At 61.4% G+C, this 12,721-nt stretch carries 15 protein-coding genes; 1 reads left to right on the forward strand and 14 read right to left on the reverse strand.

Annotation, left to right across the window (positions count from 1 at the left end; all coding sequences use genetic code 11):
• Positions 1-84 precede the first annotated feature (84 nt).
• Positions 85-552, reverse strand: a complete 468-nt coding sequence (locus GQ59_RS26990) for a type II toxin-antitoxin system RatA family toxin (protein ID WP_037087235.1) — start codon at positions 550-552, stop codon at positions 85-87.
• A gap of 9 nt (positions 553-561) precedes the next feature.
• Positions 562-1,155 (reverse strand): P-loop NTPase family protein, encoded by a 594-nt coding sequence (locus GQ59_RS26995; protein WP_432762612.1) that lies wholly within the window; start codon positions 1,153-1,155, stop codon positions 562-564.
• A 300-nt stretch (positions 1,156-1,455) separates the two neighbouring features.
• On the opposite strand from GQ59_RS26995, the gene GQ59_RS27000 reads away from it, so the two are divergent.
• Positions 1,456-1,641 carry a hypothetical protein gene (locus GQ59_RS27000; protein ID WP_037087239.1) on the forward strand — a complete coding sequence of 62 codons (186 nt, stop codon included), beginning with the start codon at positions 1,456-1,458 and terminating at the stop codon, positions 1,639-1,641.
• A gap of 20 nt (positions 1,642-1,661) precedes the next feature.
• Here GQ59_RS27000 and lipA read toward each other — a convergent pair whose 3' ends face one another.
• The 12 genes from lipA to kdsA all read right to left on the reverse strand — a co-directional run bounded on the left by lipA (position 1,662) and on the right by kdsA (position 12,718).
• Positions 1,662-2,636 carry a lipoyl synthase gene (gene lipA, locus GQ59_RS27005; RefSeq protein ID WP_037087242.1) on the reverse strand — a complete coding sequence of 325 codons (975 nt, stop codon included), beginning with the start codon at positions 2,634-2,636 and terminating at the stop codon, positions 1,662-1,664.
• Positions 2,637-2,673: 37 nt separating this feature from the next.
• Positions 2,674-2,919 (reverse strand): GlsB/YeaQ/YmgE family stress response membrane protein, encoded by a 246-nt coding sequence (locus GQ59_RS27010; RefSeq protein WP_037087244.1) that lies wholly within the window; start codon positions 2,917-2,919, stop codon positions 2,674-2,676.
• Between the two features lie 74 nt (positions 2,920-2,993).
• Complete coding sequence (gene lpdA / locus GQ59_RS27015; protein ID WP_037087246.1) at positions 2,994-4,439, reverse strand: dihydrolipoyl dehydrogenase; 1,446 nt, start codon at positions 4,437-4,439, stop codon at positions 2,994-2,996.
• A gap of 91 nt (positions 4,440-4,530) precedes the next feature.
• On the reverse strand, positions 4,531-4,797 hold the full coding sequence (locus GQ59_RS27020; RefSeq protein ID WP_037087250.1) for an HP1242/YdcH family protein: 267 nt from the start codon (positions 4,795-4,797) through the stop codon (positions 4,531-4,533).
• An 86-nt stretch (positions 4,798-4,883) separates the two neighbouring features.
• Positions 4,884-5,522, reverse strand: coding sequence for an SGNH/GDSL hydrolase family protein (locus tag GQ59_RS27025; protein WP_037087253.1), 639 nt, complete (start codon positions 5,520-5,522; stop codon positions 4,884-4,886).
• A gap of 39 nt (positions 5,523-5,561) precedes the next feature.
• The gene (locus tag GQ59_RS31450; RefSeq protein WP_084683309.1) at positions 5,562-5,873 is read right to left on the reverse strand and encodes an endonuclease domain-containing protein; all 312 of its coding nucleotides are present in this window, start codon (positions 5,871-5,873) and stop codon (positions 5,562-5,564) included.
• A gap of 90 nt (positions 5,874-5,963) precedes the next feature.
• On the reverse strand, positions 5,964-7,322 hold the full coding sequence (locus GQ59_RS27030; protein WP_037087256.1) for a pyruvate dehydrogenase complex dihydrolipoamide acetyltransferase: 1,359 nt from the start codon (positions 7,320-7,322) through the stop codon (positions 5,964-5,966).
• 15 nt (positions 7,323-7,337) lie between these two features.
• Positions 7,338-8,723: a pyruvate dehydrogenase complex E1 component subunit beta gene (locus tag GQ59_RS27035; protein ID WP_037087259.1), complete on the reverse strand. Its 1,386-nt coding sequence runs from the start codon at positions 8,721-8,723 to the stop codon at positions 7,338-7,340.
• An 18-nt stretch (positions 8,724-8,741) separates the two neighbouring features.
• Positions 8,742-9,812, reverse strand: a complete 1,071-nt coding sequence (gene pdhA, locus GQ59_RS27040) for a pyruvate dehydrogenase (acetyl-transferring) E1 component subunit alpha (protein WP_037087262.1) — start codon at positions 9,810-9,812, stop codon at positions 8,742-8,744.
• 194 nt (positions 9,813-10,006) lie between these two features.
• A complete protein-coding gene (locus tag GQ59_RS27045) occupies positions 10,007-10,324 on the reverse strand; it encodes an FtsB family cell division protein (RefSeq protein WP_037087264.1) in 318 nt (105 codons plus the stop codon).
• 161 nt (positions 10,325-10,485) lie between these two features.
• The gene (eno, locus tag GQ59_RS27050) at positions 10,486-11,760 is read right to left on the reverse strand and encodes a phosphopyruvate hydratase (protein ID WP_037087266.1); all 1,275 of its coding nucleotides are present in this window, start codon (positions 11,758-11,760) and stop codon (positions 10,486-10,488) included.
• A gap of 109 nt (positions 11,761-11,869) precedes the next feature.
• On the reverse strand, positions 11,870-12,718 hold the full coding sequence (gene kdsA, locus GQ59_RS27055; protein WP_037087269.1) for a 3-deoxy-8-phosphooctulonate synthase: 849 nt from the start codon (positions 12,716-12,718) through the stop codon (positions 11,870-11,872).
• Positions 12,719-12,721: the final 3 nt, after the last annotated feature.

The following is a 12,721-nucleotide window of genomic DNA, read 5'->3' on the forward strand; positions in this document are numbered from 1 at the left end:
CACATCTCGGTCAGCAGGAAATCGGCGGTCCAGGGAATATTGACCACATGATCATCGTCCGGACGGCCCAAGCCCGCAAGCGGCTCAGGCGTAGATCTTGTCGGCCCTTGTCTCGAAGGCTTCCGCGAACATGCGGAAGGCGCGGTCGAACATCGAGCCCATCAGAGCGCCGAGGATCATGCTCTTGAACTCGTAATCGATGTAGAAATGCACGATGCACCCCTCTGGGCCGGCATTCGGCGAACCGTCGCCCGCCGGCTCGAAGCTCCAGCGGTTGTCGAGATATTTGAACGGTCCCTCGATATATTTCACGTCGATGATCCGCTCGGCGGGATTGAGCAGGACCTGGGTGGTGAAGGTCTCGCGGATCGCCTTGTAGCCGACCGTCATGTCGGCCACGAGCAGCGTCTTGCCGTCGCGCTCCTTGGAGGAGCGCACGGCCAGTGCCTCGCAGAGCGGCAGGAACTGCGGGTATTTTTCGACATCGGCAACGAGCGCGTACATTTCTTCGGCGCTGTGCTTCACGGGACGGCGGATTTCGAACTTTGGCATGATCCCGAGTTAAGCGCCCGCTCCGATAAGATCAAGAAGATCGCGCATTTCGCGACGGGATTTCAACACCAGAACCGGCTTCCCGGCCGCGTGGGCCGCCAACCCGGCAAGGACGCGCGGGCCGTAGACCTTCTCCCAGGTCCAGACGAAGCGGAGGAAATCGAGATCGATCTTTTCCGGACAGCCAGGCGCCATTTCCGGGCGGGTGCCTCCCCTGTTGGTGATCCAGCGGCCGAGAATGCCCCAGACGCACAGCCAGCGCGGCATGCGGACCCAGATGACGAGCTTGCAGCGCGGCACGCGAATGTCGAAAGTGGACGTATTGGTGCCATCCATGATCCAGCGTTCGCCGGCGCTCAACTCGGCGATTATCCGATGCTGTTCCGGCCTTTCGCGCTGCACCCAGCCCGGCAGCCAGAGCACGTCCCGGTCGATCGAGACGTAGGCAAGCCCGAAGCGGCGGGCGACCTTCTGCGACAGCGTCGATTTACCGCCGCCGGAACAGCCGATGACCAGAATCCGATCAGCACCGGGGATCTTGTCTGCCGCTTCGGCAATTCCCACGTAACGGATCGCATTCGCGCCAGATTCCATATCCATCATGCTCTCCCGTGACTCAGGCTCTCGGTATCGTGACTGGCGGTAACGGCCGATGACGACAGGAGGATTTCAATGTCAAACAGACGGCGCTATAGAGATCGCCGAATGCGATTGTGACAGAGCTTTGACGCGGACGTCGGAGGGACTGGTTCAACCACCGGTCATTTGTTGATGTCAGATGGCATTCGGATTGATAAGATTTAACGTAGCATCCATCCGGTTGCAGTGATCGAGAGTCGCAAGCGCGCGTACAATTGGTATACTCAACCGACAGCAGACCGGGCGCAGCCGAAAGAGGCATCCATGGACGATTTCTCGCAGATGATAAAGCTGCTCGAATCCGCAAAGCAGCTTGCAGATATGAACCAGCTCCCCATGCTCGTCTATCTCATTGAAATGGCTAAGGCCGAAGCGCGCGGCCACAGGTTCACGCTGCGCGAAAGAAGACGTGGCCAGGACAAGAGCGAAAAGATCCAGGCGGCCGAATAAGCCTGGAACCGGCTGCCGCCCTACTCGGCGGCGGCCAGGACTTTCCTCTCGCGCGCAGCCTTGAGGCGAGCGAAATCGTCGCCGGCGTGATGCGATGACCGGGTCAGCGGGCTGGACGACACCATCAGGAAACCCTTGGAATAGGCAACGGTCTCGTAGGACTTGAACTCCTCCGGCGTGACGAAGCTTTCTACCTTGTGGTGCTTTCGGGTGGGCTGCAGATACTGGCCGATCGTCAGGAAGTCGACGTCGGCGGTGCGCAGATCGTCCATCAGCTGCAGCACTTCGTTGCGCTCCTCGCCAAGCCCCACCATGATGCCGGACTTGGTGAACATGGTCGGATCCAGCTCCTTCACCCGCTGCAGCAGCCGGACGGAGTGGAAATAGCGGGCGCCGGGGCGAACGGTCAGATAGTTGCCCGGCACGGTTTCCATATTGTGGTTGAACACGTCCGGCTTGGCGGCGACGACCCGCTCCAGCGCACCGGGCTTCTTCAGGAAGTCGGGCGTCAGGATCTCGATCGTCGTTGCCGGCGACGCGGCACGAATCGCCCAGATCACCTTCTCGAAATGTTCGGCGCCGCCGTCGGCCAGGTCATCACGGTCGACGGAGGTGATGACCACGTGGGACAGGCCCATCTGCTTGACGGCCTTGGCGACGTTTTCGGGCTCTTCCATATCGAGCGCGTTCGGCTTGCCGGTCGCCACGTTGCAGAAGGCGCAGGCGCGGGTGCAGATCTCGCCCATGATCATGAAGGTGGCGTGCTTCTTGTCCCAGCACTCCCCGATATTGGGGCAGCCCGCTTCCTCGCAGACCGTCACCAGCTTGTTTTCCTTCACGATCGCGCGGGTTTCCTGATAGCCCTTGGAAACCGGTGCACGAACGCGGATCCATTCCGGCTTGCGCATGATCTCGGTATCGGGACGATGCGCCTTTTCCGGATGACGGACGCGCTTTTCATCGCCGGATGCGATCGTGTCGAGAATGGTGACCATAAATACCTGCTTTCAACCGCTTGGAGCGCGGCTACCGTCAGCGCCTGACGAGTTTGGCGATAAATAGCAAAATGCAGGAGCCGATGAAACCTGCAACCAGGTAACCCAGCCATCCGTCTGCAACATGGATGTTGAACCTGTTGAAGATGCCGTTGGCCAGAACCGCGCCGACGATGCCAATGACGATGTTCATGAAAATGCCGAAGCGGACATCCATCAGCTTGCCGGCGAGCCAACCCGCCAGGCCGCCGATGATGATCGCCGCAATCCAACCTACCTGCATGTTATGCTCCCGTTCCAGACACACTCATATGGGCGATGCCCCGCCGTGGAACAATCCCCGGCAGGGCGATCTCGTCAGGCATTCAGCGCCCGGCCGTAGGCGTCGAGAACGCTTTCCTTCATCGTTTCGGAAATGGTCGGATGCGGGAAGATCGTGTGCATCAGCTCCTCTTCCGTCGTCTCCAGGTTCATGGCGACGACGAAGCCCTGGATCAGTTCGGTGACTTCGGCACCGACCATGTGGGCGCCGATGAGTTCGCCCGTCTTCTTGTCGAAGATTGTCTTGACGAGGCCCTGGTCCTCGCCGAGCGCGATAGCCTTGCCGTTGGCCACGAACGGGAAACGGCCTACGCGGATGTCGCGGCCCTGCTCCTTCGCCTTGGCTTCGGTGAGGCCGACCGAGGCGACCTGCGGGTTGCAATAGGTGCAGCCAGGGATCTTCAGCTTGTCCATCGGATGGACGTTGGGCAGGCCGGCGATCTTCTCGACACAGATGACCGCCTCGTGTTCGGCCTTGTGGGCGAGCAGCGGCGGGCCGGCGACGTCGCCGATCGCATAGAGGCCGGGCACATTGGTCTTGCCGTAGCCGTCGACGACGATGAAGCCGCGGTCGGTCTTCACGCCGACGGCCTCGAGGCCGATGCCTTCGATATTGGCTTGGACGCCGACGGCGGAGATCATCCGGTCGGCGGTGATCTCCTGCGTCTTGCCGTCCTTGAGTTCGATCGTCGCGGTGACCGAGTTGGCACCCTTCACGACCTTGGCGACCTTGGCTTCGAGCAGGATCTTCATGCCCTGGCGCTCGAACTGCTTCTTGGCGATGGCGGAAATCTCCACATCCTCGACAGGCATGACCTGGCTCATGATCTCGACGACGGTGACCTCGACGCCCATGGTGCGGTAGAAGCTCGCAAACTCGATGCCGATCGCGCCCGAGCCCATGACCAGCAGCGACTTCGGCATTTCTTCCGGCTTCATCGCCTCGAAATAGGTCCAGATCAGCTTGCCGTCCGGCTCGATGCCCGGAAGCGCGCGCGGGCGGGCGCCGGTGGCGATGATGATGTGCTTGGCGGTATAGGTGCCTTCGCCGAGCGTGTTCTTGGGGATCGGCCCCTGCGGCTGAACAACCGGCTTGGTCGACTTGCCGACAACGATCTCGCCGGGTTTGGTGACCTTCGCCTCGCCCCAGATGATGTCGACCTTGTTCTTCTTGAACAGGAAACCAACGCCGTTGTTCATGCGGTGGGCGATGCCGCGTGAGCGGTCGACGATCGCCTTGACGTCCGGCTTGATCGTGCCTTCCAGCGTCAGGCCGTAATCTTTCGCATGGGTCGCGGTGTGCATGACGTCGGCCGAGCGCAACAGCGCCTTGGTCGGGATGCAGCCCCAGTTGGAGCAGATGCCGGCGAGGTGCTCGCGCTCGACGACGGCGACTTTCAACCCGAGCTGGGATGCCCGGATGGCGGCGATATAACCGCCCGGACCGGAACCGATAACGATGACGTCGTAAGCATTGGCCATAGGCGCTTCACTCCTTGGTTTCAGCGGGCACGGGATAGACCGCAAGCCCTGCTTTTGTTTCTTCGGGAGCGAAGCGCCGGTTTTTCCGGTGTCAGGCGTCGGTCTCTTCTACGACCGGTTCCACCCGCGTCAGCATCCCGTATATCTCGTCCTTCAGGGCCAGCCGCCGCTTGCGCAGCTCGACCATGCTAATATCGTCGCATGGTTCCATTCCTGTCTCGGCCTTGTGGACCTGGTGGTTCACATCCTCGTATTCACTGCAAATCCGGTGGAAATGCCCGTCCGTTTCGCGCAGGTGGCGCATCTGGACGAGATACTCCGGAAACTCTTCCGCAAGATGATGGGGCGTGCTCGACATTTCTATCACTCCATGCTGTTGACATGGAGAGGTAGAACCCACCCCTTCCCGCTACTCCTTGACCCTGGTCAACCGCCTCGCACTCATCATAGCCCCAGCATCATTCGCGCGATGGGTTCGAGGCCGCGCCCGATGGCACGGGTATTTTCTGCATCGAGATGCACGCCGTCGATCGGCGTCGTTTTGGCGACGGATCCCGCATCGAAGAAGCCGCAGCCCAGTTCGTCCGCAAGGTCCCGATAGAGCGATGCGAGCATCGAAGACTGCTCGATGCCTCCCCGAAACATCGCTCCGGTCATCGGGTTTGCGGTCTCGCAGAGCGTCGGCGGCGACACGATAAGGATTTCCGGCGTTTCGCATTCGCGACCCCAATCGTGGAAGCGAACGAGGCTGACCAGCTTTTTCACGCCTGCCCGGGCGCCGATCGCCGTGCCATGGATAATCGGCTTCAGGTCGTTGGTGCCGAGCATGAGGATGACCAGCTCGAGCGGACCATGGCTATGAAGGACGGTCGGCAGCAGCCGCGCACCGTTGCGATCGCAATCGGCAAGCCCGTCGTCATAGGCGGTGGTACGACCGCCGAGACCCTCAGCGACCACGTTGACCGCGGGACCGAGCGCTGCCTGCAGCACGCTCGGCCAGCGATCCTCGAAGGCATGGCGGCCGCCGGTTGCGGCATCCGTACCCCAGGTCAATGAATCGCCATAGCAGAGAACGGTTTTCATCGAAGCGCTCACAGTTCCCCTCCCCCTTGCGGGGAGGGGCTAGGGATGGGGGTGGCAAGGGCTACCGCCAGATTTCTCAGCACGGACGGCATCTCGAAGTCGTTGATCGGGCACATCGTGAAATTTCCCATCTACCTCGACAATAAGCCGATGTCCTAGACACACAAAATCTACCACATACGGCCCAATCGCCATCTGTCGCCGGAAATGCGTACCTGGCGTTTCCGGCATTTCCTTCCGAAGCGCAGCCCAGAGACGGCGCTCCGCATCCGTCATAGATTTACGCAGGCGCGGGGCATTGCTTGCGGCGCTGGTGCTGGGCGGATTTGGATTTTCTCGGTTCCAGGCCATCAGCGTCACCGCGTGTTGCACCACCCCCACCCGTCCGCTCCGCGGACACCCTCCCCGCAAGGGGGAGGGACAGTCCCCACATAAGTTGCGTTACACCAGCATCGCCATCGGGTTTTCGATGTAGCGCTTGAAGGCGGACGCGAGTTCCGCACCGAGCGCGCCGTCGATGACGCGGTGGTCGAAGGCGAAGGTTGCGGTCATGACCGTGCCGATCTTGATCTCGCCGTTCTTGACGATCGGCTTCTCGACGCCTGCGCCGATCGAGACGATCGAGGCCTGCGGAAGATTGACGATCGAGGTGAAGTTGGAGACGCCGAACATGCCGAGGTTCGACACGGATGTCGTGCCGCCCTGGTATTCTTCCGGCTTCAGCTTCTTGTCGCGGGCGCGCCTGGCGAGATCCTTCACCTCGTTGGAGATGACGGACAGCGTCTTCGTTTCAGCCTTGCGGACAATCGGGGTGATCAGGCCGTCAGGGATCGACACTGCCACACCGACGTCTGCATGCTTGTGCAGCACGCGGGCGGTCGAGGTCCAGGACGCATTCGCCATCGGGACATCGCGCAGGGCGAGCGCCATCGCCTTGATGATGAAGTCGTTGACCGACAGCTTGAAGGCCGGAACCTCGCCCTTGTCGGTCTTCTTCATCGGCGAAGACTTGTTGATCTCGGCGCGCAGCTTCATCAGCGCGTCGAGCTCGCAATCCATCGAGACGAAATAGGACGGAACCGTCTGGCTCGACTCGGTGAGGCGCGAGGCGATCGTCTTGCGCATGCCGTCATGCGGCAGAAGCTCGTAGGAACCCTCGGGGAAGAGCTTGAGGACGGTATCGTCCGCCGGCCCCTTGGCCATGGCCGGCGCCGGCGCGGCAGCAGCCTGCGGAGCGGCAGCCGGTGCGGGCCTGGCACCACCGGAAGCCACAGCCTTTTCGATATCGGCCTTGACGACACGGCCGTGCGGGCCGGAGCCGGCAACCGCCGAAAGATCGAGGCCGGCTTCCTTTGCGAGGCGACGGGCGAGTGGGGACGAGAAGGTCTTTGCACCGGACGACGATGCCGGGGCAGCAGCCGGAGCCGATACCGCGACAGCAGGCGCCGGTTCTGATGCCTTCTGAGCCGGAGCGGCTTCCGCCTTCGGGGCGGGTGCAGCCTCGGCCTTCGTAGCCGGAGAAGCACCACCGCCGGCAGCGGCAGCCGCGACATCCTCGCCGTCGGCGGCGAGGATGGCGATCAGGGCATTGACCTTGACGCCTTCGGTGCCGGCCGCAACGACGAGCTTGGCAACGGTGCCCTCATCGACGGATTCGACTTCCATGGTCGCCTTGTCGGTCTCGATCTCGGCGAGCACGTCGCCGGACTTGACCTTGTCGCCCTCCTTGACGAGCCACTTGGAAAGATTGCCCTCTTCCATGGTTGGAGACAGGGCAGGCATGGTGATGTTGATCGGCATCGAAACATCCTCCCCTTATTTGTAGCAGACGGTTTTCACCGCCTGGACGACTTCGCCGACATTCGGCAGCGCCAGCTTTTCAAGATTGGCCGCATAAGGCATCGGAACGTCCTTGCCGGCGATCGTCAGGATCGGCGCGTCGAGATAGTCGAAGGCCTGCTGCATGACGCGGGTGGCGATTTCGGTGCCGACCGAGTTCTGCGGATACCCTTCCTCGACCGTCACGAGGCGGCCGGTCTTCTTGACCGATTCGATGACCGTCGGAAGGTCCATCGGGCGCAGCGTGCGAAGGTCGATGAGTTCGACGTCAATGCCTTCCTTTTCCAGTTCGGCAACCGCCTTCACGGCGTAAGTCATGCCGATGCCGAAGGAAACGATGGTGACGTCGTTACCCTTTTTGTGGATGCGCGCCTTGCCGATCGGCAGGACGAAATCGTCGAGCTTCGGCACTTCGAACTGGTGGCCATAGAGGATTTCGTTTTCCAGGAAGACGACCGGGTTCGGATCGCGGATGGCGGCCTTCAGCAGGCCCTTGGCGTCGGCAGCCGTGTAGGGCATGACGACCTTGAGGCCCGGGATCTGGCTGTACCAGGTGGCATAGTCCTGGCTGTGCTGCGCGCCGACGCGGGCGGCGGCACCGTTCGGGCCACGGAACACGATCGGCGCACCCATCTGGCCACCGGACATGTAAAGCGTCTTGGCGGCCGAGTTGATGATCTGGTCGATCGCCTGCATGGCGAAGTTGAAGGTCATGAACTCGACGATCGGCTTCAGGCCCGCCATGGCGGCACCGACGCCGACGCCGGCAAAGCCGTGTTCGGTGATCGGCGTGTCGACGACGCGGCGGGGTCCGAATTCCTGCAGGAGGCCCTGCGTGATCTTGTAGGCGCCCTGGTATTCGGCGACTTCCTCGCCCATGACGAAGACGTCCTCGTCGCGGCGCATTTCTTCGGCCATGGCGTCGCGGAGCGCTTCGCGCACCGTGGTCATGACCATCTCGGTGCCGGCCGGGATATCCGGATCGGCGGCGGCCTCGGCCTTGGGCTGGGCCGGGACCGAGGCCTGAGCAGCAGCCGGCTTTTCTTCCGGGGCGGCCTGTGCTTCAGCCTTCGGAGCCTCCTTGGCAGGAGCCGGAGACCCGATCGCGTCGGCGCTCTCGCCATCTTGCAGGAGCACGGCAATCTTGGTGTTGACCTTGACGTTTTCGGTGCCGGCGGCGATCAGCAGCTTGCCGATCACGCCTTCATCGACGGCTTCCACTTCCATGGTCGCCTTGTCGGTCTCGATTTCGGCGATCACGTCGCCGGAGGTGACCTTGTCACCCTCTTTTTTCAGCCACTTGCTGAGCGTGCCTTCCTCCATGGTCGGAGAAAGGGCGGGCATCAGGATATCGATTGGCATTGGGTTCCCTCCCCGCGATCAGAGCAGAATGTCGGTGTAGAGCTCGGACGGATCCGGCTCCGGATCGGCCTGGGCGAAATCGGCGCTATCCGAAACGACGTCGCGGATATCCTTGTCGATCGCCTTCAGCTCGTCCTCGGTGGCCCAGCCCTTTTCGAGGAGGCGCAGGCGCACCTGCTCGATCGGGTCGTGCTCGGAGCGCATCTTCTGCACTTCGTCCTTGGAGCGATATTTCGCCGGGTCGGACATGGAGTGACCGCGATAACGGTAGGTGAGCATTTCGAGAATGATCGGGCCCTGGCCGGAACGGCAGTGCTCGAGCGCCTCGTCGCCGGCGGCCTTCACGGCGCGAACGTCCATGCCGTCGACCTGGATGCCGGGGATGCCGAAACCGGAGCCACGCAGCGAGTAGTTCGACTGCGCCGTTGCACGGGCCGTCGAGGTGCCCATCGCATAACGGTTGTTTTCGACGATATAGACGATCGGCAGCTTCCAGAGGGCAGCCATGTTGAAGCTCTCGTAGACCTGGCCCTGGTTGGCCGCGCCATCGCCGAAATAGGCGACCGAGACGCTGTCATTCCCACGATACCTGTTGGCGAAGGCGAGACCGGTTCCGAGCGAGACCTGGGCGCCGACGATGCCGTGGCCGCCGTAGAAATGCTTCTCCTTGGAGAACATGTGCATCGAGCCGCCCTTCCCTCGGGAATAGCCGCCCTTGCGTCCTGTGAGTTCCGCCATGACGCCACGCGCGCTCATGCCGGTTGCCAGCATATGCCCATGGTCGCGATAGGCGGTGATAACCTGATCACCCTCCTGCTGCGCCATCTGCATGCCGACGACGACAGCTTCCTGGCCGATATAGAGGTGACAGAAACCGCCGATGAAGCCCATGCCGTAGAGCTGGCCGGCCTTTTCCTCGAAACGACGGATCAACAGCATTTCACGATAAGCGTGAAGATCCTGATCCTTGCCGAAATCCGGGGTGTTCTTGCCCGTAAACTCCTTGGCGGAGGATTTCGAGGCCGATTTGATTGCAGACTTTGCCGCTGGTTTGCGGCCGGATACAGACGCGGTTTTTGTCGGCGCCATTCATCCCTCCCTTTGAGTTCTGCGTTGAGAGCGAGATTGCGCCCTGACGTGTATCGCCAGATTCCCACTCTGGTTTCGGGGCGTACCATAGGCAAGAAAGCCTGCCCCAGCAATGCCATAAATGCATGGCTCACATTCCGCACAACCCATTGAAAAGGTTATGAAAATGTAAAATTAACCGAAAACAGGTTAATTTAGAAGTAGTTGTTGAAGATGACGATTTCGTCGCCGCGGGAAATATTCAGCTGATAACGGGCGATCTCGTCCAGCATGTCCTTGTCGAGCGAGCCGTCGCTCATCAGCTGAACCTGCCGCTCCAGCGTTTCGCGCCGGGCAGTCAGCTTGGCGAGCTCCTCCGCGCGGGCCTGCCGCTGACGCTCGAATTCCTCCGTTGCGATCAGACCGAGATCACCATGGATGGAATGATAGCCGAAGTAGGACAGAAACGCGACTGTGATGGCGGGAAGGACAAAACGGCCGAATCTTCTTTTCTTATGATGCTTTGTCCACATGCCGCTCTAACGCCTTGCCACGCTTACGGGATCTCAAATCGGATCCGAAACAGAGCTTCAAATTCGCAGAACTTGCTTAAGCAATCGTTGACCAGAATCATGACGCGAAAAAGCCCGCGCTTTTGACGCGGGCTTCATGGGAAATGTCGGATTGAAAAGCCTCAGGCCTTCAGGATGCCGCGGCCGGCATAAACGGCCTGCGGACCCAGCATTTCCTCGATGCGGATGAGCTGGTTGTACTTGGCAAGCCGGTCGGAGCGCGACAGCGAGCCGGTCTTGATCTGTCCGCAATTGGTGGCGACGGCGAGATCGGCGATCGTCGAGTCTTCGGTTTCGCCCGAGCGGTGCGACATGACGGCGGTATAGGCTGCCTTGTGGGCAGTCTCGACGGCATCAAGCGTTTCCGACAGCGAGCCGATCTGGTTGACCTTGACGAGGATGGAGTTGGCGACACCCATCTTTATGCCGTCGCGCAGGCGGGACGAATTGGTGACGAACAGGTCGTCGCCGACGAGCTGGCACTTGGCGCCGATCTTGTCGGTCAGGTACTTCCAGCCGGCCCAATCGTCTTCGGCCATGCCGTCTTCGATCGAAATGATCGGGTACTTGGCTGCGAGTTCGGCCAGGTAATCGGCCATGGCTTCCGGCTCGAGCGTGCGGCCCTCGCCTTCCATTTCGTACTTGCCGTTCTTGAAGAATTCGGTCGAGGCGCAATCAAGCGCCAGGCAGACGTCGTCGCCAGGCGTGTAACCGGCCTTTTCGACCGATTTCATGATGAAGTCGAGGGCTTCCGACGCGCTCTTCAGGCCCGGTGCGAAACCGCCTTCGTCGCCGACATTGGTATTGTGGCCCTGGGCCGCCAGTTCCTTCCTGAGGACGTGGAAGATCTCCGAGCCCATGCGCACGGCGTCCTTCAGCGTATCGGCGCCGACCGGCATGACCATGAATTCCTGGAAGTCGATCGGATTGTCGGCATGGGCGCCGCCGTTGATGATATTCATCATCGGGACCGGCAGCACATGGGCGTTCGGGCCGCCGACATACCGGTAGAGCGGCAGGCCGGACGTTTCAGCGGCAGCCTTGGCGACGGCGAGCGAAACGCCGAGGATGGCATTGGCGCCGAGGCGCGATTTGTTCGGCGTGCCGTCGAGCGCGATCATCGTCTTGTCGATATGGATCTGGCTTTCGGCATCAAAACCGCCGATCGCATCGAAGATCTCGGTGTTGACGGCCTCGACCGCCTTTTCGACGCCCTTGCCGTGGTAGCGCTTGCCGCCGTCACGCAGTTCGACGGCCTCATGAGCGCCGGTGGAGGCGCCCGACGGAACGGCCGCACGGCCCATCGAACCGTCTTCCAGATAGACATCCACCTCTACGGTCGGATTGCCGCGGCTGTCGAGAATTTCGCGGGCGATGATATCGGTGATGGCGGTCAAGGGTCTCTCCCTGGTTTGGACTTGACGTCACGAGGTCACTGAAAATGTCTCATAATCAATGACACGAAAATTACAATCGAAGCAGTTTGCGCGCTGTTTGTGGGCGGGCTCAAGCCGCCTTGGCAACGGCATCAAGCGCGAGCAGCTTTTCGAGCAGCCGCGGCATGTCCTTCAGATGCACCATGTTGGGGCCGTCCGAGGGCGCGTTGTCCGGGTCCTGGTGGGTTTCCAGGAAGACGCCGGCGACACCGACCGCAACGGCTGCGCGCGCCAGCACCGGCACCATGGAGCGGTCGCCGCCGGTCGAGGCGCCCTGCCCGCCCGGCTGCTGCACCGAATGCGTCGCGTCAAAGATGACTGGAGCGCCGAGCGACGCCATGATCGGCAGCGAGCGCATGTCGGAGACGAGCGTGTTGTAGCCGAAGGAAGCACCGCGCTCGCAGAGCAGCACGTTCGGATTGCCGCTCTGGGTGAACTTGGCAAGTACGTTCTTCATGTCCCAGGGGGCCAGGAACTGGCCCTTCTTGACGTTGATGACGCGGCCGGTCTTCGCGGCAGCGACAAGCAGGTCCGTCTGGCGGGAGAGGAAAGCCGGTATCTGCAGGATGTCGACCGTCTCCGCCACGACGGCGCATTGCTCTTCCGTGTGAATGTCGGTCAGGACCGGAAAGCCGAATTCCTTCTTGAGGTCGGCAAAGATCTCCATGGCGGTTTCGAGCCCGATGCCGCGCTTGCCGGAAATCGACGTGCGGTTGGCCTTGTCGTAGGAGGATTTGTAGACGAGGCCGATGCCGAGCTTGGCGCAGAGTTCCTTCAGAGCGCCTGCCATCATGAAGGAGTGGTCGCGGCTCTCCATCTGGCAGGGGCCGGCGATCAGCGACAGTTTTGCGTCCTGCGCGAAAACCACCTTGCCGTCTCCTTCGCCGACGGAGACGCTGGAATTTGCGGTAACTTCCATGAA

It is taken from the genome of Neorhizobium vignae (assembly GCF_000732195.1).
Classification (GTDB): Bacteria; Pseudomonadota; Alphaproteobacteria; order Rhizobiales; family Rhizobiaceae; genus Neorhizobium; species Neorhizobium vignae.